This is a genomic window from Mesorhizobium norvegicum (assembly GCF_004919685.1).
Classification (GTDB): domain Bacteria; phylum Pseudomonadota; class Alphaproteobacteria; order Rhizobiales; family Rhizobiaceae; genus Mesorhizobium; species Mesorhizobium norvegicum.
The window spans coordinates 58,770-82,383 of record NZ_SMYZ01000054.1 but is presented as its reverse complement, the minus strand read 5'-3'; the positions used below and the strand labels follow the sequence as shown (position 1 = coordinate 82,383).

The 23,614-nt window shown below is 64.1% G+C and carries 19 protein-coding genes; all 19 read left to right on the top strand.

Annotated elements, in window-relative coordinates:
* Nucleotides 1-283 precede the first annotated feature (283 nt).
* Nucleotides 284-742 (top strand): division/cell wall cluster transcriptional repressor MraZ, encoded by a 459-nt coding sequence (mraZ, locus tag FCU66_RS22460; protein WP_056582893.1) that lies wholly within the window; start codon nt 284-286, stop codon nt 740-742.
* Complete coding sequence (gene rsmH / locus FCU66_RS22455; RefSeq protein ID WP_136618207.1) at nt 739-1,755, top strand: 16S rRNA (cytosine(1402)-N(4))-methyltransferase RsmH; 1,017 nt, start codon at nt 739-741, stop codon at nt 1,753-1,755. Before mraZ ends, rsmH begins: the two co-directional genes overlap by 4 nt.
* Nucleotides 1,756-1,759: 4 nt before the next feature.
* The gene (gene ftsL, locus FCU66_RS22450; RefSeq protein ID WP_136618208.1) at nt 1,760-2,155 is read left to right on the top strand and encodes a cell division protein FtsL; all 396 of its coding nucleotides are present in this window, start codon (nt 1,760-1,762) and stop codon (nt 2,153-2,155) included.
* Entirely contained in the window at nt 2,152-3,861 is a 1,710-nt protein-coding gene (locus FCU66_RS22445) for a peptidoglycan D,D-transpeptidase FtsI family protein (RefSeq protein ID WP_136618209.1), read from the top strand. Before ftsL ends, FCU66_RS22445 begins: the two co-directional genes overlap by 4 nt.
* A gap of 54 nt (nt 3,862-3,915) precedes the next feature.
* Nucleotides 3,916-5,370 carry a UDP-N-acetylmuramoyl-L-alanyl-D-glutamate--2,6-diaminopimelate ligase gene (locus FCU66_RS22440; protein WP_136618210.1) on the top strand — a complete coding sequence of 485 codons (1,455 nt, stop codon included), beginning with the start codon at nt 3,916-3,918 and terminating at the stop codon, nt 5,368-5,370.
* A complete protein-coding gene (locus tag FCU66_RS22435) occupies nt 5,367-6,800 on the top strand; it encodes a UDP-N-acetylmuramoylalanyl-D-glutamyl-2,6-diaminopimelate--D-alanyl-D-alanine ligase (protein ID WP_136618211.1) in 1,434 nt (477 codons plus the stop codon). The genes FCU66_RS22440 and FCU66_RS22435 overlap by 4 nt, the downstream gene beginning before the upstream one ends.
* Before the next feature lie 19 nt (nt 6,801-6,819).
* A complete protein-coding gene (mraY, locus tag FCU66_RS22430; protein WP_126069560.1) occupies nt 6,820-7,902 on the top strand; it encodes a phospho-N-acetylmuramoyl-pentapeptide-transferase in 1,083 nt (360 codons plus the stop codon).
* Nucleotides 7,903-7,910: 8 nt separating this feature from the next.
* A complete protein-coding gene (gene murD / locus FCU66_RS22425; protein WP_136618212.1) occupies nt 7,911-9,311 on the top strand; it encodes a UDP-N-acetylmuramoyl-L-alanine--D-glutamate ligase in 1,401 nt (466 codons plus the stop codon).
* On the top strand, nt 9,311-10,462 hold the full coding sequence (ftsW, locus tag FCU66_RS22420) for a putative lipid II flippase FtsW (protein WP_027034940.1): 1,152 nt from the start codon (nt 9,311-9,313) through the stop codon (nt 10,460-10,462). Before murD ends, ftsW begins: the two co-directional genes overlap by 1 nt.
* A 1-nt stretch (nt 10,463) precedes the next feature.
* Nucleotides 10,464-11,591: an undecaprenyldiphospho-muramoylpentapeptide beta-N-acetylglucosaminyltransferase gene (gene murG / locus FCU66_RS22415; protein WP_136618213.1), complete on the top strand. Its 1,128-nt coding sequence runs from the start codon at nt 10,464-10,466 to the stop codon at nt 11,589-11,591.
* Complete coding sequence (gene murC, locus FCU66_RS22410; protein ID WP_136618214.1) at nt 11,588-12,994, top strand: UDP-N-acetylmuramate--L-alanine ligase; 1,407 nt, start codon at nt 11,588-11,590, stop codon at nt 12,992-12,994. Before murG ends, murC begins: the two co-directional genes overlap by 4 nt.
* Nucleotides 12,991-13,956 carry a UDP-N-acetylmuramate dehydrogenase gene (gene murB / locus FCU66_RS22405; RefSeq protein WP_136618215.1) on the top strand — a complete coding sequence of 322 codons (966 nt, stop codon included), beginning with the start codon at nt 12,991-12,993 and terminating at the stop codon, nt 13,954-13,956. The genes murC and murB overlap by 4 nt, the downstream gene beginning before the upstream one ends.
* 304 nt (nt 13,957-14,260) lie before the next feature.
* A complete protein-coding gene (locus FCU66_RS22400) occupies nt 14,261-15,187 on the top strand; it encodes a D-alanine--D-alanine ligase (RefSeq protein WP_136618216.1) in 927 nt (308 codons plus the stop codon).
* Nucleotides 15,175-16,116: a cell division protein FtsQ/DivIB gene (locus FCU66_RS22395; protein WP_136618217.1), complete on the top strand. Its 942-nt coding sequence runs from the start codon at nt 15,175-15,177 to the stop codon at nt 16,114-16,116. Before FCU66_RS22400 ends, FCU66_RS22395 begins: the two co-directional genes overlap by 13 nt.
* Nucleotides 16,113-17,420, top strand: coding sequence for a cell division protein FtsA (gene ftsA, locus FCU66_RS22390; RefSeq protein WP_136618218.1), 1,308 nt, complete (start codon nt 16,113-16,115; stop codon nt 17,418-17,420). The genes FCU66_RS22395 and ftsA overlap by 4 nt, the downstream gene beginning before the upstream one ends.
* Before the next feature lie 67 nt (nt 17,421-17,487).
* Nucleotides 17,488-19,170, top strand: a complete 1,683-nt coding sequence (gene ftsZ, locus FCU66_RS22385) for a cell division protein FtsZ (protein ID WP_136618219.1) — start codon at nt 17,488-17,490, stop codon at nt 19,168-19,170.
* Nucleotides 19,171-19,451: 281 nt separating this feature from the next.
* Complete coding sequence (lpxC, locus tag FCU66_RS22380; RefSeq protein WP_136618220.1) at nt 19,452-20,402, top strand: UDP-3-O-acyl-N-acetylglucosamine deacetylase; 951 nt, start codon at nt 19,452-19,454, stop codon at nt 20,400-20,402.
* 263 nt (nt 20,403-20,665) lie between these two features.
* The gene (locus FCU66_RS22375; protein WP_136618221.1) at nt 20,666-21,535 is read left to right on the top strand and encodes an outer membrane protein assembly factor BamD; all 870 of its coding nucleotides are present in this window, start codon (nt 20,666-20,668) and stop codon (nt 21,533-21,535) included.
* Nucleotides 21,536-21,848: 313 nt separating this feature from the next.
* Entirely contained in the window at nt 21,849-23,522 is a 1,674-nt protein-coding gene (recN, locus tag FCU66_RS22370) for a DNA repair protein RecN (RefSeq protein ID WP_136618222.1), read from the top strand.
* Nucleotides 23,523-23,614 lie beyond the last annotated feature (92 nt).

Below are 23,614 nucleotides of genomic sequence, written 5' to 3'. Positions count from 1 at the left end.
AAGACGAGACGTGCCGTCACGGCCGCTCTCATTGGTCGTGATGCGCGTGTTTGTGAAGCCTATTCCCGTTGACGCCCATAGTGTCCCATGATACCCCATTTCGATATCAAAGCCTTCGTTCCGCGTCAGGGTAAAGCGTACGCCAATCGGGCAGCCGCGGCGGCTGCGCGTTTGCCTGTTTTTGCCCATGCGGACGCGGCTGATACGGGGCAGGGAACGCGCCGCGGCGGCGCGTGCGACAAGATGGAGAGGGGTGCGGCGGCGCAAGCGGCTGTAGCATTTAATGGACCGGTTTCTGTCAAACACGGTAAGCAGGATAGATGCAAAGGGACGGGTGTCCGTTCCGGCGCATTTCCGTGCCGTCGTGCAGAAGCGCGGCTATTCGGAACTCTATGCGCTGCGCTGCCTGGACCTGCCGGCGATGGATGTCGGCGGGCTCGACCTGCTCGATCGCTACGAGCAGCGCATCGCGCTCGAAGATCCCTTCCTGCAGACGGCGGACGATATGTCGTTCTTCTGCCATGGCGATGGCACCTTCTTGAAACTCGACCAGGACGGCCGCATCACGATGAGCGATTTCATTCGCGAACACACCGGCATTTCGGCGGAAGTGGCCTTTGTCGGACGCGGCAATTTCTTTCAAATCTGGGAGCCGGGACGGCTTGCCGCCTATGGGGCGCAGGCGCGGGCCCGGCTTTTGCAGCTTCGGCAGGGGACGAAGCCTGGGGAGCGACCGGAATGACGGCGAGCCACGGCGATGACCTTCACGCCGTTGGCGGATCGGCCCGCCACATTCCGGTCCTCCTTGGCGAAGTGCTCGAAGCGCTGACGCCGGCGGAGGGCGACATCATCATCGACGGCACGTTCGGCGCCGGCGGCTACACCAGGGCTATTCTGGCGACGGGCGCTTCCGTGGTGGCGATCGACCGCGATCCGGATGCGATCGCGGCCGGGCGCGATCTGGAAGTGCGGTCGGGCGGCCGGCTGCGGCTGGTGCAGGCGCCGTTCTCGACGCTGGACGAACATGTCGAAAGCGCCGATGGCGTCGTGCTCGACATCGGTGTGTCTTCGATGCAGCTCGACCAGGCCGAGCGCGGGTTTTCGTTCCGTGCCGACGGGCCGCTCGACATGCGCATGGCGCAGGCTGGTTTGAGCGCCGCCGACGTCGTCAACAGCTTCAAACCGGGCGACCTTGCCCGCATCTTTGGCTTCCTCGGCGAGGAGCGCCATGCCGGGCGCATCGCCCGCATGATCGAGGCTCGCCGAGAAAAGCGTCCGTTCGAGCGCACGCTGGAACTCGCCGACGCCATCGAAACGCATGTCGGCCGCGCGCCGAAGGACAAGATCCATCCGGCGACGCGCGTCTTCCAGGCGCTGCGCATCTTCGTCAATGACGAGCTTGGCGAACTGGCCAAGGCCTTGTTTGCCGCCGAACGCGCGCTGAAGCCGGGCGGACGGCTTGCCGTGGTGACGTTCCATTCGCTGGAAGACCGCATTGTCAAGCGTTTCATCGCCGACCGGGCCGACGTCGCGACCGGCTCGCGTCACCTGCCCGAGGCTCATGCGCGCACCGCGACCTTCCGCAAGGCGGGTGGCGGCGTGACTGCCGGCGACGCCGAGGTGGCGGCCAATCCGCGCGCCCGTTCGGCCAGGCTGCGTGCGGCGATCCGCACCGAGGCGCCGGCACGCAGCGGCGACTTTTCGATTTTCGGCCTTCCAAAGCTTCCCGGTATCGACCGGCCGGGGGAGAGGTAAGCACGTGTTTCGTACCAGCGACATCGTCCTGATCGCCGTCATGGTTGCGGCGGCGGCCCTTACCTACAAAGCCAAGCGCGAGGCCGAGGAACAATTGGCGTCGGTGCAGAAGATCCATGCGCAGATCCGCTATGAGGAGGACACGATCGACCTGCTCAAGGCCGACTGGAGCCTGCTCACCCAGCCGTCTCGGCTGCAGAAACTGACCGAACTCTACAAGTCGCAGCTCGAACTCGAGCCGGTCAGCGCTCGTCAGATCGTCGGCATCGGCGACCTGCCGGCCAAAGCCCTGGACATCCAGGACATCCTGAACGGACGCCAGGGCGGTATGGCCGACAATTCCGACCAAGCGCCTCCGGGCAGCAGGGATCCCGTGGTGACCGGAGGCATCGCCCAATGATCGGCAAACTGCTGAAGCGTCGCGCCAGGACGAGTGAAGACGGATCGATCGTGGTCGAGGGCGCCCGCAAGGCGACCGGCGGCAAGGGCAGGACGCGCATCGTGATGACGATGGCGGTGTTCTTCGGCATCTTCTCGACCATTTCCGGGCGGCTGGTCTATCTTGGCTTCCAGACCCCCGACATGTCGGGCGGTCCGCAGAGCCGGGTGACGGCATCGCGGCCCGACATTGTCGACCGCAATGGCGAAGTGCTGGCGACGGACATCAAGACGGCGTCGCTGTTTGCAGAACCGCGCCGGATTGTCGACGCCGACGAGGCGATCGAGAAGCTGTCGACGGTGCTTCCGGACATCGACTATGAGCAGACCTACCACAAGCTGAAGAGCGGCGCAGGTTTCGTCTGGCTGCAGCGGCAGCTGACGCCCAAGCAACAGTCCGACATCATGCAACTCGGCATTCCCGGCTTCGGCTTCCGCACCGAGAAGCGCCGCTTTTATCCGAGCGGCGAGACCTCGTCCTACATTGTCGGCCTCACCAACATCGACAACCAGGGCATCTCCGGGATGGAGAAGTATGTCGACGAGCAGGGCCTGAGCGACCTGCAGGCATCGGGCCTCGCGGTGGCCAAGGATCTCAAGCCGGTGAAGCTTTCGATCGATCTGCGCGTCCAGCATGTGGTGCGCGACGAGATCGCCGCCGGCCTGGAGCGCTATCGCGCCATGGGCGCCGGCGCTGTTGTGCTCAACGTCAAGACCGGCGAAGTGGTGGCGATGGCCTCGGTGCCGGATTTTGATCCGAACAATCCTTACAATGCACAGGACAAGGACCGGCTGAACCGGATGTCGGCGGGTCTCTATGAGATGGGCTCGACCTTCAAGAGCTTCACCTCGGCCATGGCGCTCGATTCGGGCAAGGCGACGATGGCGAGCCGCTTCGATGCTTCGCATCCGATCCGGGTCGGCCATCAGGCCATTCACGATTTCCACGGCAAGAACCGTGTGCTGTCGTTGCCGGAGGTGTTCCTCTATTCGTCCAACATCGGGTCGGCCAGGGAGGCCGAGATGGTCGGTATCGAGGGGCACCGCGAATTCCTGCATCGCCTTGGCATTCTGGACAAGATGCAGACTGAACTGCCGGAAGTCGCCCGCCCGACTGAACCGAAGGTCTGGAAACAGGTCAATTCGTTCACCATCGCCTTCGGTCATGGCGTGTCGACGACACCGCTGCAAGCGGCTGTAGGCTGCGCGGCGTTGATGAATGGCGGCTTCCTGATGAACCCTACCTTCCTGATGCGTACGCAGGCGGAAGCGATGGCCACCGCCAAGAAAGTGGTCAGCGAAAAGACCGTCGAAGGCATGCGCTACCTCTATACGCTCAACGCCGAGAAGGGCTCGGCCAGAAACGCCAGAGTCCCCGGCTATCGCGTTGGCGGCAAGACCGGAACAGCCGAGAAGGTTATCAACGGCCGCTACTCGAAGGAGTTGAATTTCAATACCTTCGTCGCCGCCTTCCCGATGGACGATCCGCAATACCTCGTGTTTACGATTGCCGATGCCCCGCACCCGGAAAAGCCTGGCATGACAGACGTCGCGGCCTCGAATGCGGGGGTTATGGCGGGAAACATCATCAGACGTGCGGCTGCCATGCTTGGCGTGAAGCCAGATTTCAGCCATGAAAATGGTGCAACGCTGGTTTCCTATCAGTGATTCTTAGGGCGCGCCGGTAACTGCGCGCTATTTTGTTGCGGTGAACGGGACTCGATGAAGCTCAGAGATCTAGCCGGTATCCTGCCCGTCGAGGGAATAGCTTCCGTCGATCTGGAGGTTACAGGGATTTCTTCGGATTCCCGCCAGGTAAAACCGGGCGTTGTCTTTTTTGCGCTCGCCGGAACCAAGGCCGATGGTGCCGTTTATGCCGCCGACGCCGCCGCGCGCGGTGCGGCCGCCATCGTGGCGGGCAAGGGCAGCACCATAGCCGGGCTGTCGGTTCCGGTGCTGGCGGTCGACGATCCGCGCCTGGTGCTGGCGCTGAGTGCGGCCCGCTATTTCGGCAAGCAGCCGCAGACCATGGTCGCGGTGACCGGCACCAGCGGCAAGACATCGGTTGCTGCTTTCACCAGGCAGATCTGGGAGCAGGCCGGCTATGCCGCCGCTTCGATCGGCACCACCGGCGTGGTGGCGCCGGGCCGCAACGATTATGGCTCGCTGACGACGCCCGATCCGGTCGCTCTGCATCAATTGCTGCGGGAATTGGCCGATGCCGGCGTCACCCACGCCTCGATGGAAGCCTCCAGTCATGGGCTCGACCAGCGCCGCCTCGACGGCGTGAAGCTGGCGGCCGGCGGCTTCACCAATCTCGGCCGCGACCACATGGACTATCATCCGACCATCGAGGATTACCATCGCGCCAAATTGCGCCTGTTCGACGCACTGCTGCCGAAGGGCGCGCCGGCTGTGATCTTCGCCGACGATCCGTGGTCGGCGCCGACGATCAAGGCCGCACAGGCTGCCGGGCTCGAGGTGCTGACGGTCGGCCGCCATGGCGATTTCCTCAGGCTGAAGCGGGTCGAGCACGAGCGCCACCGCCAGCGCGCCGAGGTCGAGGCCGACGGCGTGCTCTACGAGATCGACCTGCCGCTGGCCGGTGATTTCCAGATTTCGAACGCGCTGGTTTCGGCGGGTCTTGCCATTTCCACGGGAACACCTGTCGCCAAGGCCTTGATGGCGTTGGAGAAACTGAAGGGCGCGCCGGGCCGGCTCGACCTCGTCGGCACCACCGCCAATGGCGCGCCGGTCTATGTCGATTATGCCCACAAGCCCGACGCGCTGGAAAACGTGCTGGCTTCGGTGCGGCCGTTCACCACCGGCCGCGTCATCGTCGTCTTCGGCTGCGGCGGCGACCGCGACCGGGGAAAAAGGCCGATCATGGGCGAAATCGCGACGCGGCTTGCCGATGTCGTCATCGTCACCGACGACAATCCGCGCTCGGAAGTGCCGGAAACGATCCGTGCCGCCATCCTCGCCGCTGCTCCCGGCGCCATCGAGATCGGCGACCGGCGCCAGGCGATTCACGAGGCGGTCGCCATGCTGCATGCCGGCGACACGCTGATCGTGGCCGGCAAAGGCCATGAGGAGGGCCAGACGATCGGCTCCGAGACCTTGCATTTCTCCGATCATGAGGAAGTCCGCGCAGCACTCGTGGAGCGTGCCGCATGAGCTTGCTGTGGACCTCCGAGGCGCTGGTTGCCGCCATGGATGGGCGGCCGCTCGGGCCGATGCCGGAAGGCATTTCAGGCATTTCGATCGACAGCCGCAGCCTGCAGCCGGGTGACGCCTTCTTCGCCATCAAGGGCGAGGCGATGGACGGCCATGACTTCGCAACCGCCGCCATCAAAGCCGGCGCCGGCGTGCTGGTGGTGGCCGAAGGCAAGCTGCCGTCGCTCGGCCGGCTGACGGCGCCGATCATCGTCGTCGAGGATGTGCTGGTCGCGCTGGAAAAGCTTGGGGTTGCGTCGCGCGCCCGCTCGAGCGCGAAAATCATCGCTGTGACCGGTTCGGCCGGCAAGACCACCACCAAGGAAGCGCTGCGCCACGTGCTGTCCGCCGTCGGCAAGGTGCATGCCTCGGCGCAGTCGTTCAACAACCATTGGGGCGTGCCGCTGACTTTGGCGCGGATGCCCGATGATTGCGACTATGCCGTGTTCGAGATCGGCATGAACCATCCCGACGAGATCCGGCCGCTGGTCAAGATGGTGAGGCCGCATGTCGCCATCGTCACCATGATCGCGGCCGCCCACCTTGGCTTCTTCCGCAATCTGGACGAGATCGCCAAGGCCAAGGCCGAGATTTTCGAAGGGCTGGAGCCAGAGGGTGCCGCCGTCCTCAACCGCGACGACGCGCGCTTCAAGATTCTCGACAAGATGGCGCAGGCCGCCGGTGTCGAGCACGTCTACGGCTTCGGCGAAAATGCGCGCTCGACTTTCAAGCTGGTCAAATGCGAACTGCATGCGGATCATTCCGACATCACCGCCAGGATCAGCGGCCACGAGGTGGCGGCGCGGATCGGCGCGCCCGGCCGTCATATGGTGCAGAACGTGCTGGCGGTGCTGGGTGCGGCGCATCTGGTCGGGGCCGATCTCGACAAGGTGGCTCTCGCACTGGCCGATCTTTCGGCAGAACGCGGGCGCGGCAAGCGCCATGTGCTGCGCCATTCCGGCGGACTGATCACCCTAATCGACGAGAGCTACAACGCCAATCCGGCATCGATGGCTGCTGCCATGGCATTGCTCAACGCGACGCCGGTGACGGGCGAGGGCCGTCGCATCGCCGTGCTCGGCGACATGCTCGAACTCGGCGACCACTCGGCCAAGCTGCATGCAGCCCTTGCCGAGCTCATCGTCGGCACCGGGACGCAGACCGTCTTTCTCGGCGGCCCGGAAATGCGGGCGCTGGCCGAGATACTGCCGGCTGAAATCAAAACGGAATATCGCGCCGGTGTCGAGGAGCTGAAGCCGGTGCTGCTTGCCGCGCTGAAGCCGGGCGATGTGGTGATGATCAAATCGTCGAAGGGCATCGGTTTTGCAAAGTTGGTCGATGCGCTGCTGGGCAAATACCCGGCTGAATCGACAGCCAGAAAACAGACCTAGGTCGGGGGACGAAAAGCGCATGTTTACACTGCTCGTCGATTTTGCGGACAAGGTCTCGGTCTTCAATGTCTTCCGCTACATCACCTTCCGCACCGGCGGGGCGCTGATCACGTCGGCGCTGATCGTCTTCATCTTCGGGCCGACCATCATCAATTCGCTGCGGCTGCGGCAAGGCAAGGGCCAGCCGATCCGCGCCGACGGGCCGCAGACGCATTTCAAGAAGGCCGGCACGCCGACCATGGGCGGACTGATGATCCTGTCGGGCATTATCGGCTCGTCGCTTTTATGGGCGAACCTGTCGAGCATCTATGTCTGGGTGGTGCTGCTGGTGACGCTCGGCTTCGGCTCGATCGGCTTCTACGACGACTATCTCAAAGTGACCAAGCAGTCGCATCTCGGCTTTTCCGGCAAGGCGCGGCTGGCGCTTGAATTCGTCATCGCCGGCATCGCCGCCTGGGCGATCATGCACAATGGTCAGGCGCCGTTCTCGTCGTCGCTGACATTCCCCTTCGCCAAGGAATTCATCATCAATCTCGGCTGGTTCTTCATTCCGTTTTCCTGCTTCGTCATCGTCGGCGCCGGCAATGCGGTGAACCTGACCGACGGCCTGGACGGGCTGGCGATCGTGCCGATCATGATCGCGGCGGCCTCCTTCGGCGTCATCGCCTATCTCTCCGGCAACGCCGTGTTCGCCGAGTATCTGCAGATCCATTTCGTGCCCGGCACCGGCGAACTGGCGGTCGTGCTTGGCTCCGTCATCGGCGCCGGCCTCGGCTTCCTCTGGTTCAACGCGCCACCGGCGGCGATCTTCATGGGCGACACCGGATCGCTGGCCATGGGCGGCCTGATCGGCACCGTCGCCGTCGCCACCAAGCACGAGATCGTGCTGGTCATCGTCGGCGGATTGTTTGTCGTGGAAATCCTGTCGGTCATCATCCAGGTCGGCTATTTCAAGATGACCGGCAAGCGGGTGTTCCTGATGGCGCCGATCCACCATCATTTCGAAAAGCTCGGCTGGACCGAAAGCCAGGTGGTGATCCGCTTCTGGATCATCGCCGTCATCCTGGCGCTGGTCGGCCTGTCGACCCTCAAGCTGAGATAGGAGGCCGCTTGATCCCCGCCGCATCCTTTGCAGGCAAGCGCGTTTCGCTCTTCGGGCTCGGTGGCTCGGGGATCGCGACGGCGCGCGCGCTGATCGCCGGCGGGGCGGACGTGCTGGCCTGGGACGACAATCCCGACAGCGTCGCCAAGGCGGCGGCTACCGGAATCGCAACCGCCGATTTGCGCGGCGCCGACTGGGCGAAATTCTCGGCCTTCGTGCTGTCGCCGGGCGTGCCGCTGACGCATCCCAAGCCGCATTGGACGGTGGAGCTGGCGCGCGGTTCAGGCGTCGAGATCATCGGCGACATCGAGCTTTTCTGCCGCGAGCGCATGCTGAGCGCGCCGACGTCGCCCTTCATCGCCATCACCGGCACCAACGGCAAGTCGACGACGACGGCGCTGACCGCGCATATCCTGAAAGCAGCCGGACGCGACACCCAGATGGGCGGCAATATCGGCCGCGCGGTGATGACGCTCGATCAGCCCGAGCCCGACCGGCACTATGTCGTCGAATGCTCGTCCTACCAGATCGACCTCGCGCCCTCGATCAACCCGACGGCCGGCATCCTGCTCAACCTGACGCCCGACCATCTCGACCGTCACGGCACCATGCAGCACTACGCCGCGATCAAGGAACGGCTGGTGGCCGGCAGCGAGACGGCGATCGTCGGCATCGACGATTCCTGGTGCGCGCAGATCGCCGAGCGGCTGGAGCGGGCGGGGCGGCATGTCATCCGCATTTCCAAGCGGCTGCCGCTGACCGACGGCTATTTCGCCGACGGCAGCGATCTGATGGAGGCGGTGCACGGCCGCTACAGCCGTGTCGCCTTCCTCGAGGGCATCGGCTCGCTGCGCGGCCAGCACAATGCGCAGAACGCGCTGGCAGCGGTCGCCGCGTGCCTCAAGGTCGGGTTGGAGCTTGGCGAAATCCAGTCCGGGCTGGAAAGCTTCCCCGGCCTCGCGCACCGCATGGAGCAGGTCGGCCGCAAGGACCATGTGCTGTTCATCAACGATTCCAAGGCGACCAACGCCGATGCGGCGGCGCCGGCGCTGTCGAGCTTTGCGCGCATCTACTGGATCGCCGGCGGCCTGCCCAAGGAAGGCGGCATCGAGCCATTGCGCGGTTTCTTCCCGCGTATTGCCAAGGCCTATCTGATCGGCGAGGCCGCACCCGCCTTTTCGGCGACGCTGGGCGAGGCCGTGCCCTACGAGATTTCAGGCACGCTGGCCGCGGCGGTCGAGCACGCCGCGCTTGATGCGGCTAAGGACGACAGCGGCGAAGCGGTGGTGCTGTTGTCGCCGGCCTGCGCCAGTTTCGACCAGTTCAAGAATTTCGAAGTCCGCGGCGAAGCCTTCAGGCAAGCTGCGAATGCTATCGAGGGTGTGAAACTCATCGGAGGGGCACGATAATGCAGAGCCGTCTCGACAAAAGCCCGGTTGCGACCTGGTGGTGGACGATCGATCGCTGGTTCCTGGCGGCGTTCCTGTCGCTGATGGGGCTTGGCATCGTGCTGTCCTTCGCGGCCAGCCCGGCGGTGGCCGAACGCATCGGTCTCGACAGTTTCCACTTCGCCACAAGGCAGATCATCTTCACCGTGCCGGCGCTTGGCGTGATGCTGGCCGTGTCGTTCCTCGATTCCAGGCAGATCCGGCGCATGGCGCTGATCATGCTGTGCCTGATGCTGGTGCTGATGGTGGCCGTGCTCTACATCGGCGTCGAGGTGAAGGGCGCGCGCCGCTGGGTGTCGCTTGCCGGCCTGTCCATCCAGCCCTCTGAATTTCTGAAACCCGCCTTCGTCATCATGTGCGCCTGGCTGTTCGCCGAGCACAAGCGCCAGCCCGACATTCCGGGCAATCTGTTCGCCATGCTGCTGCTGGTGCTGGTCGTGTCGCTGCTGGTGGCGCAACCGGACCTCGGCCAGACCATGCTGACGACCGGCACCTGGGGCATCATGTTCTTCATGGCGGGGCTGCCTTGGCTATGGATCGTCGCACTGGGTGCCGCTGGCGTTGGGGGCGTCTTTGCCGCCTATACTGTGTTTCCGCACGTTGCCTTGCGCATCGACAAGTTCCTCACGGGCGAAGGCGACACGTTCCAGGTCGACATGGGACGCGAGGCGCTGATCAATGGCGGCTGGTTCGGCGTCGGGCCGGGCGAGGGCACGGTCAAACGGGTCATCCCCGACAGCCATGCCGACTTCGTCTTCTCGGTCGCCGGCGAAGAGTTCGGGCTGATCATGTGCTTCTTCATCATGTCGATCTTCGCCTTCATCGTGCTGCGCGGTCTCAATACGGCGCTGAAGGAGCATGACGATTTCACCCGCTATGCGGTCGGCGGCCTCGTCACCGTCTTCGGCCTGCAGGCTGTCATCAACATGTGCGTCAACCTGCAGCTTGTGCCGGCCAAGGGCATGACGCTGCCGTTCATCTCCTATGGCGGCTCCTCGCAGATCGCCATCGCGATTTCGATGGGCATGGTGCTGGCGCTGACACGCAAGCGGCCGGAAAAGCGCAAGCAGATGGGCTTTGGCCTGTCGCAACGCGCCGTCCCGGCGGAGTGATATGGCCAGAGGCGTCATCCTTCTCGCGGCGGGCGGAACCGGTGGGCATCTTTTTCCCGCCGAGGCGCTGGCGCATGAGCTGAACGAGCGCGGCTGGTCGGTGCATCTGGCGACCGACGATCGTGCCGAGCGTTTCGCCGGCCATTTCCCGGCCGCCGCCATCCATCCGATCCAGTCGGCGACGATGGGCTCGAAGAATCCCTTCGTCCTGCTTGGTGCGTTCTGGAAAATCTGGCGCGGCGTGCGCCAGGCGTCCGCCATCATTGGCAGGATCAAGCCGGATGCCGTCGTCGGCTTCGGCGGCTATCCGACCTTGCCGCCGCTCTACGCGGCGACGCGGCGCAAGGTGCCGACGCTGATCCATGAGCAGAACGCGGTGATGGGCCGCGCCAACCGGGCGCTGGCCGGCCGTGTCGACGCGATCGCCGGCGGCTTCCTGCCGCAGGACACCAGTGCTGCCGGCGTCAAGACGGTGACGACGGGCAATCCGGTCAGGCCTGCCGTGCTGGAAGCGGCCATGACGGCCTATGCGGCGTCGACCGGGGAACAGCCGTTCCGCCTGCTGGTGTTCGGCGGCAGCCAGGGCGCTCAGTTCTTTTCCGATGCCGTGCCGGGGGCTATCGCGCTGCTTTCCGACGCCCGGCGCAAGCGGCTGGTGATTACCCAACAAGCTCGCGCGGATGACGTGGCGCGGGTCAAGGCGGCCTATGCCACCCTTGGCGTCGCCGCCGAGGTCTCGCCCTTCTTCACCGACATGGCGCAGCGCATGGCGACCGCTCATCTGTTGATCTCGCGCTCCGGTGCCTCGACCGTTTCGGAGATCGCAGTCATCGGCCGGCCGGCACTGCTGGTGCCTTATCCCTATGCGCTCGATCACGACCAGGCGGCGAACGCGGCGGCCCTTGCCGCTGCCGGCGGCGGCGAAGTGCACCCGCAATCCTCGCTTTCGCCCGAACGCATCGCAGCGCTCGTCGGCGGGCTGATGGACACGCCTGAGCGGCTGGCGGCGATGGCGGCGGGCGCGAAATCGGCCGGCAGGCCGGACGCGGCACGGTTGCTCGCTGATCTCACAGAGGCTATTGCGTCGAAAAAAACCGTTTCGGATTTCAGGAAGGGGACGCACGCATGAAGATGCCGCAGACCATCGGCCTTGTGCATTTCATCGGCATTGGCGGCATCGGCATGAGCGGCATTGCCGAAGTGCTGCACAATCTCGGCTACAAGGTGCAAGGGTCCGACCAGGCCGAAAGCGCCAATGTGCAGCGGCTGCGCGACAAGGGCATCGAATGCTTCGTCGGCCACAAGGCCGAAAATCTCGGCGATGCCGAGGTTGTCGTCGTCTCGACGGCGATCAAGAAATCCAACCCGGAGCTCAAGGCGGCGCGCGAAAAGCTGCTGCCGATCGTGCGTCGTGCCGAAATGCTGGCCGAGCTGATGCGCTTTCGCCAGGCAGTGGCGATCGGCGGCACGCATGGCAAGACGACCACGACCTCGATGGTGGCGACCTTGCTCGATGCCGGCGGGCTCGATCCGACTGTCATCAATGGCGGCATCATCAATGCCTATGGCACCAATGCGCGCATGGGCGACGGCGAATGGATGGTGGTCGAGGCCGACGAGAGCGACGGCACGTTCCTGAAGCTGCCGGCCGAGATCGCCGTCGTCACCAACATCGATCCCGAGCATCTCGATCACTATGGCAGTTTCGACAAGGTGCGCGAGGCGTTTCGCCAGTTCGTCGAGAACGTGCCGTTCTATGGTTTCGGGGTGATGTGCACCGATCATCCCGAGGTGCAGGCGCTTGTCAGCCGCATCGAGGATCGCCGCGTCGTCACCTATGGCGAGAACGCGCAGGCCGATGTGCGCTTCACCAACCATCGCATGGTGGGCGCGACTTCTGAATTCGACGTGGTGATCCGTGACCGCAAGACCGGCGGCCAGACGACGATATCAGGCCTGCGCCTGCCGATGCCCGGCCGTCACAACGTCTCCAACGCGACCGCCGCGATCGCGGTCGCGCATGAGCTCGGCCTGTCGGCCGAGGCGATCAAGAAGGGCCTGTCGTCCTTCGCCGGCGTCAAGCGCCGCTTCACCCACACCGGTTCGTGGAACGGCGTCGAAATATTCGACGATTACGGCCACCATCCGGTTGAGATCTCGGCGGTGCTGAAGGCGGCGCGCAGCGCCACCAAGGGCCGCGTCATCGCCATTGCCCAGCCGCATCGCTTCACCCGTCTGCATGATCTGTTCAACGAGTTTTCCGCCTGCTTCAACGACGCCGACACGGTGATGGTGGCGCCGGTCTACGCGGCCGGCGAGGAGCCGATCGACGGCGTCAGCTCGGACGCGCTGGTGTCGCGCATCCGCGCCGGCGGCCATCGCGACGCGCGCTACATCGAGGGTCCGGCGGCGATTGCGCCCATCATCCGCGATCTGGCCAAGCCCGGCGACTTCGTCGTCTTCCTCGGCGCCGGCAACATCACCCAATGGGCCTATGCGTTGCCCAAGGAGCTTGGCGGGACCGTCTCATGATGCACGGCCAGGCCCTGATCGACAGACTTGGCGACCGGCTTGCCGGCCTGCGCGGCCGCCTGACGCCGAATGCCGAGATGGACAAGATCACCTGGTTCCGCGCCGGTGGCCTGGCTGAAGCGCTGTTCCAGCCGGCCGACGAGGAGGATCTTGCGGCGTTCCTCAAAGCCGTTCCGGAGGACATACCGCTGACCATCGTCGGCGTCGGCTCCAACCTTCTGGTCCGTGACGGCGGCATTCCGGGCTTTGTCATCCGGCTTTCGGCCAAAGGCTTTGGCGAGGCCGAGGTGATTGGCCCGACAACGATCAAAGCGGGGGCTGCGACACCCGACAAGCGCGTTGCCGCGGTGGCGCTCGAGGCCGGCATTGGCGGTTTCCATTTCTACCACGGCATTCCGGGCGCCGTCGGCGGTGCACTGAGGATGAATGCAGGTGCCAATGGCGTCGAGACGCGCGAGCGCGTCGTCGAAGTGCGCGCGCTCGACCGCAAGGGCAATGTGCAAACGCTGAGCAATGCCGATATGGGCTACGCCTATCGCCATTCGACGGCACCTGCCGGGCTGATCTTCACCTCGGCCGTGTTCGAAGGCTTTGCCGAGGACAGGGTGGCGATCAAGGCGGCGATGGAGGCCGTGCAGAACCACCGTGAGACCGTGCAGCCGATCCGCGAGAAGACCGGCGGCTCGACCTTCAAGAATCCTGAAGGCACATCGGCCTGGAAGGAGATCGACAAGGCGGGTTGCCGCGGCCTGATGATCGGCGGCGCGCAGATGTCGCCGATGCATTGCAATTTCATGATCAACACGGGAACCGCGACCGGCTACGACCTTGAATATCTCGGCGAGACGGTGCGCACGCGGGTGCTGGAGAATTCGGGCATCCGGCTGCAATGGGAAATCAAGCGCATCGGCAATTTCCGGCCGGGGCATGCCGTTCAGGAGTTTCTCGGACAGCTTCTTTAGCCCGCTAGCGAAGTTCATGTGATGCATGAACTTCAACGAGGCCGAAACGGTCCCCAACCGTTGCTCCGAAGACTCAACGACACGCTTTTCGCATCCATTTTCTCAGAAAGTGAATCTCTCGGAATCGTAAGCACTTGCCAGTGAATCAACTCTCTGATTCTCTGCTCAAAAGCGTTTCCTGATTTGAGTCGTTCGACGCGTTTTCAGCGTTTTCCGTCTGGGGGGGGCAACCTGCCGGGAGACTCGGACTCAATGTTGCGGAAAATCTTGGTTTTTGGTCCGCTGCGAGAGGGGATGCCGGGGAATGAAAAACAAGCATGTGGCCGTCCTGCTGGGTGGGTTTTCGTCCGAGCGGCCCGTGTCTCTGTCCTCGGGAAAGGCTTGTGCCGATGAGCTCGAGAAGGAAGGCTACCAGGTTACGCGCGTCGATGTCGGGCGCGATGTGGGCTCCGTGCTTGCCGAACTCAAGCCCGATGCCGCCTTCAACGCGCTGCACGGCCCGTTTGGCGAGGATGGCACCATCCAGGGCATCCTCGAATATCTCGGCATTCCCTACACCCATTCCGGCGTGCTCGCCTCGGCTTTGGCCATGAACAAGGAGCAGGCCAAGCGGGTTGCCAAATCGGTCGGCGTCCCGGTTGCCGAATCGAAGGTCGCCAGCCGCTTCGCCATCCAGAACAAACATCCGATGAAGCCGCCCTATGTGGTCAAGCCGGTCAATGAGGGCTCGAGCTTCGGCGTCGTCATCGTGCATGAAGGCCAGTCGCATCCGCCGCAGGTCCTTGGCTCGTCCGAATGGAAATATGGCGATACCGTCATGGTCGAGCGCTACATCCACGGCCGCGAGCTGACCTGCGCGGTGATGGGCGATGTGGCGCTGGGGGTCTGCGAGATCATCCCGACGGGTCATTCCTTCTACGACTATGATTCAAAATATGTCGCCGGGGGATCAAAGCACGAATGCCCCGCAAAAGTTTCACCGAATATTTACCAAAAAATACAAACACTGGCGCTCAAGGCTCACCAAGCGATCGGCTGTCGGGGCGTTTCCCGGTCGGACTTCCGTTATGACGATCGGCATTCCGAAAACGGCGAGATTGTGTGGCTCGAGGTCAACACCCAGCCGGGTATGACGCCGACGTCCTTGGTGCCTGAAATCGCCGCCCAGGCCGGGCACTCGTTTGGCGATTTGTTGAGTTGGATGGTGGAGGACGCTTCGTGTCTGCGTTGAAATGGGGACAAGGTAAGGAGAGGGGCGCGGCCGGGCCGGCGCCGTTCGGCCTGCCGTTGTCATCAGGCCATTTCGTGCTGCCGCGCATGCTGCGTCGCCCTGTGCGCATTCTGGCGCGCCTCGGCGTCGGGGAATTCCAGGCGCCGCGCTTTTCCGCGGCCATGATGTCGGCCGTGCTGATTGCCTCGAGCAGCGCCTATGGCGCCTATCTCGGCGGTCATGTCGACGGCATCGTGCAGAGCATCACCGCCCGCACCGGCTTTGCCGTCGATCAGGTCAAGGTGGTCGGCAATCGCCAGACCTCGGAGATCGATATTCTCGACAGGCTCGAACTCGACGGCTGGACGTCGCTGATCGGCTTTGACGCCGAGGCGGCGCGCGAGCGCATCTCCGGCCTGCCGTGGATCGAGGTTGCCGCGGTGCGCAAGGTCTATCCGCACACGCTGGAAGTGCACGTCGAAGAGCGCGAGGCCTTCGCGCTCTGGCAGCAGGGCGACGAGCTGTCCGTCATCGAGAAGGATGGCGCCGTGATCGCGCCGTTCTCGGGCGGCAAGCAGGTGCTGCTGCCGCTGCTGATCGGCACCGGCGCGCCGGCGAGCGCGCCCGACTTCATTGCCAAGATCGAAAAGTATCCTGAGCTCGCGACCCGGATCAAAGGCTATATCCGCGTCGGCGAACGGCGCTGGGACCTGAAGCTGGACAATGGCATCACCGTCAAGCTTCCCGAGGATGGCGAGGATCAGGCGCTCGCCGAACTCGTCAAGATGGACCAGGACAAGGGGCTGTTGTCGCGCGACATCGCCGCCGTCGACATGCGCCTGACCGACCGGCTGGTCGTGCAGTTGACGCCCGAGGCGGCAACGCAGCGCGAAGCCGCGCTCAACGAAAAACCCAAGAGCCTGAAGCGCAAGCCGGAGACGAAGATATGAGCTGGCTTGGCGGTCAAGGCGATGCCTCGTCGCGCCGGTCCGGCACCCTGACGGTGCTGGATGTCGGTTCGAGCAAGGTCTGCTGCATGGTGGCCAAGCTGAAGCCGAACGATGACGGCAAGCTGCTGCGCGGCCGCTCGCACCGGATCCAGGTGATCGGCATCGGCCATCAGAAATCGCAAGGCGTGAAGTCGGGTGTCATTGTCGATCTCGACCGCGCCGAGCATGCCATCCGTCTCGCCGTCGACGCGGCCGAGCGCATGGCCGGGCTGACGGTCGATTCGCTGATCGTCAACATGACCGCCGGCCGGCTGAAGAGCGAAGCCTTCTCCGCCACCATCAACCTTGGCGGCCATGAGGCCGACGAGGCCGACATCAAGCGCGTTCTCGGCGCCGGCGCCAAGCAGGCGCTGAAGGCCGAGCGCGAGGTGATCCATTCGCTTCCCGTCGGCTTCTCGCTGGATGCGGAACGCGGCGTGCGTGATCCGCGCGGCATGGTCGGCGACGCACTCGGCGTCGACATGCATGTGCTGACCGGCGACGCCGCTCCGATGCGCAATCTGGAGCTTTCCATCAATCGTTCGCATCTGTCGGTCGAGCGCATGGTGGCGACGCCCTATGCCAGCGGGTTGGCGGCCCTGGTCGACGACGAACTGGAAATGGGCGCGGCCTGCATCGACATGGGCGGCGGCACGACGACGATCTCGGTGTTTTCGGAAGGCAAGTTCGTCCATGGCGACGCCATCGCCATCGGCGGCAATCATGTCACGCTGGACATGGCCAAGGGGCTGTCGACCTCGCTCGATGCTGCCGAACGGCTGAAGGTGATGCATGGCTCGGCGCTGCCGGGCAGCGCCGACGACCGCGACCTGGTTTCGATCCAGCCGATCGGCGACGATGGCGATGTGCCTTTACAGATCCCGCGCTCGGTGATGACGCGCATCGTGCGCGCTCGCATCGACGAGACGCTCGAACTGCTGCGCGACCGGCTCAACAAGTCCGGCTACGGCAATGCGGTGGGCAAGCGTGTCGTGCTTACCGGCGGCGCCAGCCAGCTTGCCGGCCTGCCGGAAGCGGCGCGCCGTATCCTGGGACGCAACGTGCGCATCGGCCGACCGCTCGGCGTGGCCGGCCTGCCGGAAGCGGCGAAGGGGCCGGCCTTCTCGGCCGCGGTGGGGCTTCTGATCTATCCGCAGATGGCGAGTTTCGAAAGCCATCCGGCGAAAGGAATTTCCGGTCTCAGAATGACCGGGACGGGCGGAAAACTGCATCGCATGAGTCAGTGGTTGAGAGACAGTTTCTAAATTGACGGGGACAGCCCCATAGGCGGCCGCGGCGGCGAAGCGGCGTGAAAGGCAAAGGACGGAGACAATGACCATCAATCTGCAAAAGCCGGACATCACCGAGCTTAAGCCGCGCATCACCGTGTTCGGTGTCGGCGGCGGCGGCGGCAATGCCGTCAACAACATGATCACCGCCGGTTTGCGCGGCGTCGAGTTCGTGGTGGCCAACACCGACGCGCAGGCGCTGACCATGTCGAAGGCCTCACGGCTGATCCAGCTTGGCGCGCATGTCACCGAGGGTCTGGGCGCCGGATCGCAGCCGGAGGTCGGCCGCGCGGCCGCCGAAGAATGCATCGACGAAATCCTCGATCACCTGACCAACACCCATATGTGCTTCGTCACCGCCGGTATGGGCGGCGGCACCGGCACTGGGGCGGCTCCCGTCGTTGCTCGCGCTGCCCGTGAAAAGGGCATCCTCACCGTCGGCGTCGTCACCAAGCCGTTCCACTTCGAAGGCCAGCGCCGCATGAAGACGGCGGACTTCGGCATCGAGGAACTGCAGAAATGCGTCGATACGCTGATCGTCATCCCCAACCAGAACCTGTTCCGGCTGGCCAATGACAAGACCACCTTCGCCGACGCCTTCGCCATGGCCGACCAGGTGCTCTATTCCGGTGTTGCCTGCATCACCGACCTGATGGTCAAGGAAGGCCTGATCAACCTCGACTTCGCCGACGTCCGTTCCGTCATGCGCGAGATGGGCAAGGCGATGATGGGCACCGGCGAGGCTTCCGGCGAGGGCCGTGCGATGGCCGCCGCTGAGGCTGCGATCGCCAACCCGCTGCTCGACGAGACCTCGATGAAGGGCGCCAAGGGCCTGCTGATCTCGATCACCGGCGGCCGCGACCTGACGCTGTTCGAAGTCGACGAAGCGGCGACCCGTATCCGCGAGGAAGTCGACCAGGACGCCAACATCATCCTGGGCGCCACCTTCGACGAGGAACTCGAAGGTGTCATCCGCGTCTCGGTGGTTGCCACCGGCATCGACAAGTCGGCGGCTGAAATCGCTGCTGCGCCGATCTCGATCCGCACGGCGCCGCCGAAGCCGGTCAGCCGCCCGGCTGTTGCCACGGTGGAAAGCCGCCCGGCGCCGGTCCAGCAGACCACGTATGAACCGCGCGCGGTCGACCCCGTCGCCGAAGCCATCCAACTGGCCGAAGCAAATGCCGCGGCCATGGCTCAGGCGCGCCCGGCTCCAGTCGCTCACGCTGAAGATTTCCGCCCGCAGAGCAAGATCTTCCAGGCGCCGCCAGCACAGCCGATGCCGCAGCCCGTGGTCCAGCAGATGATGCAGCCGGCTCCGCAGCCGCGCGAGATGCTGCGCGAAGCCCCGCAGCCGGTTGCCATGGCGCCGCAGCGTATGCCGCGCGTCGAGGACTTTCCGCCCGTCGTCAAGGCCGAGGTGGATGCCAAGAGCCGCCCGGTCGACCACGAGAACAACAGCGGACCGATGGGTCTGCTGAAGCGCCTGACCAACGGCCTGACCCGCCGCGAAGAAGAGCCTGCACGGCTGCAGCCGGCGCAGCCGCGCGAGCCCAAGCTGCGCCAGGCAGCGCCCGAAGTGCGCCGTCTCGCCAGCCAGGACGCGCAGCTCTACGCGCCGCGCCGTGGTCAGCTCGACGACCAGGGCCGCCTGACACCGCAGGTGAGGTCGACTCAGGAAGACGATCAGCTGGAGATTCCGGCGTTCCTGCGCCGCCAGGCCAACTGATTGGTAAACGGACTGTAACATTTGTTAACAGGCAAGCGAGGAATCGCTTGCCTGTTAACGTTTTAAATGATGTGATTTCAATCACTTACCAAGTCGTGCCCATTCCAGTTCGCGGTTACACAGAGTAAGAAACCGTGATTTGGAGTCTCCCTGACGGGACATTATCTTCGCTGCCTACCATCGTCGGTTTGCCGGGATTTCGGGGGAAGTCGCCCTGCCTGCCGATTCACACAAGAGCCGCGCCCTCGGGCTGGAGAAGCGGACCTAGGCATTACGGGCTTATGGGGATTGTCTTGCACGACTATCAGACGACATTGAAGACGCGCGCGTCGCTTACCGGCACCGGCGTCCACAGCGGCAAGGAAGTTTCCATCAGCTTTTTGCCGGCGGATGCCGACACCGGCATCGTTTTCCAGCTTTTCAACGGTGCGGAGCAGGGCCGCGAGTTTCGTGCCCTGGTCTCGGAAGTCGGCGCTACCGACCTGTGCACCATGCTTGGTGATCCCGCCGGCGAGCACATCGCCACGGTCGAGCACATCATGGCGGCGCTGTTCGGGCTCGGCATCGACAATGTTGCCATCGAGATCGACGGTTCCGAAGTTCCGATCTTCGATGGCAGCGCCACGGCGTTCGTGGAAGCCATCGATCAGGCGGGCATCGAGACGCTCTCGGTCAAGCGTCGCTATATCAGGGTCATCAAGCCGGTCCGCATCGAGAATGGCGCCTCCTGGGCGGAGTTCAGGCCCTATGACGGCACCCGTTTCGAGATCGAGATCGATTTCGAAAGCCCGGCAATCGGCCGTCAGTTGTTCGCCTCTGACCTCAATGCCGATATCTTCCGCCGCGACATCGCCCGCGCCCGCACCTTCGGCTTCATGAAGGATGTCGAGCGGCTGTGGGCTGCGGGCTACGCGCTTGGCTCCTCGCTGGAGAATTCGCTGGTGATCGGTGACGACAACCGCGTCATCAACATGGGCGGCCTGCGCTATCCCAACGAATTCGTGCGCCACAAGACGCTGGACGCCATGGGCGACCTGGCGCTGGCCGGCGCCCGCTTCATCGGCTGCTTCCGTTCCTATCGCGGCGGCCACAGGATGAATGCCGCGGCTCTGCGCCGCCTGCTGTCGGATCGCACCGCGTTCGAAATCGTCGAGACGACGCGCCGCGAGCGTGGCCGCAGCGCCGAGATGAACGCTGTCAACGCGCCGCTCTACGCACCCTGGATGATCTGATTTCCTTCATTTTTTCGGATTCCAAGGCGGACGGCCGGTGTTGCATGAATGCACCACCTGCCGGTGAAATTGCACGTATGTTCAACCTGTGTCCGGCCGCCATAAAAATGCGCGATTGGCCGGAGATAGCGTTGCCGGGCAAGGCGGTAATGGTTTATGGCTGCTGCCGTCGATTAGTGCATGGCGCTCAAAAGTGGGGACCAGTTTTGAGACAACGGCGTGCAGCGGACATTAAAATAACGCCGAAAGGGCGGAATCCAATCATGTTCTTCAAGCGAGTTGGTCAATTGAAAGCGCCGCAGAGGGCTGTTTTCCTGGCGCTTTCGGTGGTTGTTCCATCGCTCTTTCTATCGGCATGCATGTCGTCGGAGAAAGATATCGACCTGTCGACCTATGTCGACCAGACCGAACCGGCCGATGTTCTCTACAATCAGGGCTTGGCCAATCTGAACGCTGGGCGCCTGGAAGAGGCGAGCAAGAAGTTCGACGCCGTCGACCGCCAGCATCCCTATTCGGAGTGGGCCCGCAAATCGATGGTGATGGGCGCTTTCGCCGATTATCGCCAGGGCCACTACGACGAGGCGATCGGCTCGGCCAAGCGCTACCTCACGCTCTATCCGTCGACCGATGACGCCGCCTACGCGCAGTACATCATCGGCTTGAGCTACTACCGCCAGATCAAGGACGTGACGCAGGACCAGAAGGAAGCGCGCCAAACCGTTCAGACGATGCAGGACCTGGTGACGCGCTGGCCGACATCGGAATATGTCGACGACGCCAAGGAAAAGATCCGCTTCGCCAACGATCAGCTGGCCGGCAAGGAAATGCAGATCGGCCGCTACTATCTCGAGCGCCGTGAATACATCGCCGCCGTCAAGCGCTTCCGGACCGTGGTCGAGAACTATTCCAACACGCGCCATGTCGAGGAGGCGCTCGCCCGCCTGACCGAAAGCTATTACGCGATGGGTCTGACCTCTGAGGCGCAGACCGCCGCCGCGGTGCTCGGTACCAACTACCCCGACAGCTCGTGGTACAAGGATTCCTACAAGCTGTTGCAGAGCAATGGGCTTGCACCGCGCGAAAATGCAGGGTCGTGGATATCCAAGGCCGGGAAGATGATCACCGGCGCCTGACCCCAAGCAGGCTTCGCGGGCTTCGCCAACGCGCCGTCTGCTTGGTTTTCCTTGCTTGTCGCAGAACCGTACGACACTTTTGCGCAACCTGCCTGGATCAGTTCACCGTTTCATGGAAGCGGCGAACCACTCCAACTCTTTGTTTCGGAGCAATTCCGGACGGAAAACCGTTTCACACTTTCCTGGAATTGCTCTGGAGCATTCGGACCGAAGCGTGCGCAGCGCTTTTTCGGATTGATCCGACGCTGAAACAAAAAGATAGTGCGGCGCTGCGACTGCAAATGGTCGCGTGCCGTTCTAGATTCGGGTTCTGATGCTTTCCAGACTGTCGATCCGCGATATCGTCCTGATCGAGAAGCTGGATATCGACTTCCAGCCGGGTCTTTCCGTGCTGACCGGCGAAACCGGAGCCGGCAAATCCATCCTGCTCGATGCCTTGTCGCTGGCGCTCGGTGCGCGCGGCGACGCGTCGCTGGTGCGCCATGGCGCGGCGCAGGGTCAGGTCATCGCCGTCTTCGACGTGCCGCGCAACCATCCGGTGCGCGCGCTGCTTGCCGAAAACGCCATCGAGGATGACGGTGACATCATCCTGCGCCGCCTGCAGACGGCGGATGGCCGCACCCGCGTCTTCGTCAACGATCAGCCTTCGAGCGTCACCCTGATGCGCGATGTCGGCCGCGCGCTGGTCGAAATCCACGGCCAGCATGACGAACGCGCTCTGGTCGATCCCGGCGCACACCGCGAGGTGCTCGACGCTTTCGGCGGCCATCTCGGCGCCGTCCGCTCGACGGGCGAGGCATGGCGGCATTGGCGCGCCTGCGAGCAGGAGCTGTCGCGTCATCGCGCCAAGGTGGCGGCGGCCGCGCGCGAGGCCGACTATCTGCGTGCGGCGGTGGCGGAGTTGACGAAGCTCGATCCGCAGCCGGGCGAGGAGACCGATCTCGCCGAACTGCGCACATCGATGATGCGGGCCGAGAAGATCGCTTCGGAAATCCATGATGCGCAGGATGTGCTGTCTGGCCCGTCCTCGCCCTTGCCGCAACTGGCCAGCCTGCTGAGACGGCTGCAGCGCAAGGTGACGGAGGCGCCGGGCCTGCTCGACGACGTGGTCAAGTCGCTGGATGAGGCGATGCTGTCGCTCGACGCGGCGCAATCGGGCGTCGAGGCAGCACTGCGCGCCACGGAATATGATCCGCAGCGGCTGGAGAAGGCCGAGGAGCGGCTGTTTTCGCTGCGCGCGGCCTCGCGCAAGCACAGCGTCCCGGTCGACGACCTGGCGCAGCTGCGCGACACGATGTCGGCCGATCTCGCCGATCTCGATGCCGGCGAGGAACGCCTGCACGGGCTGGAGAAACAGGCCACCGCCGCGCGCGAGACCTATGACATTGCCGCCGCGCAGTTGTCCTCGCTTCGTCATGCGGCGGCCGTCGGCCTGACCAAGGCGGTCATGGCGGAATTGCCGGCGCTGAAGCTCGAACGCGCTGCCTTCATTGTGGAAATGAAGAGCGAGGCCGAGAGCCGCATGGAAGAGGGCATCGACCAGATCGAATTCTGGGTGCGCACCAATCCCGGTACGCGGCCCGGGCCGATGATGAAGGTCGCTTCCGGCGGCGAGCTTTCGCGCTTCCTTCTGGCGCTGAAAGTGGCGTTGGCCGACCGTGGCTCGGCGCCGACGCTGGTGTTCGATGAAATCGACACCGGCGTGGGCGGCGCTGTCGCAGACGCCATCGGCCAGCGGCTGGCGCGGCTGTCCAAGCGCGTGCAGGTGCTCTCGGTCACGCACGCGCCACAGGTCGCGGCGCGCGCGGCGACGCATTTCCTGATCTCCAAATCCGGCACCACCGACCGTGTCGCCACCGGCATTGCCGAGATGGACCGGCCGGCGCGGCAAGAAGAGATCGCGCGCATGCTGGCCGGCGCCACCATCACCGACGAAGCGCGTGCCGCCGCCGAGCGGCTGCTGCGTGAAAATACCACGGCGGCATAAGAACGACGGGTGTCAGGGATCGAGTCAGGATATGGCTCCATCCCGCTGTTCAGGAATGCTTTTCCCAAAATCCTGATCTATTGTGGCTGGCC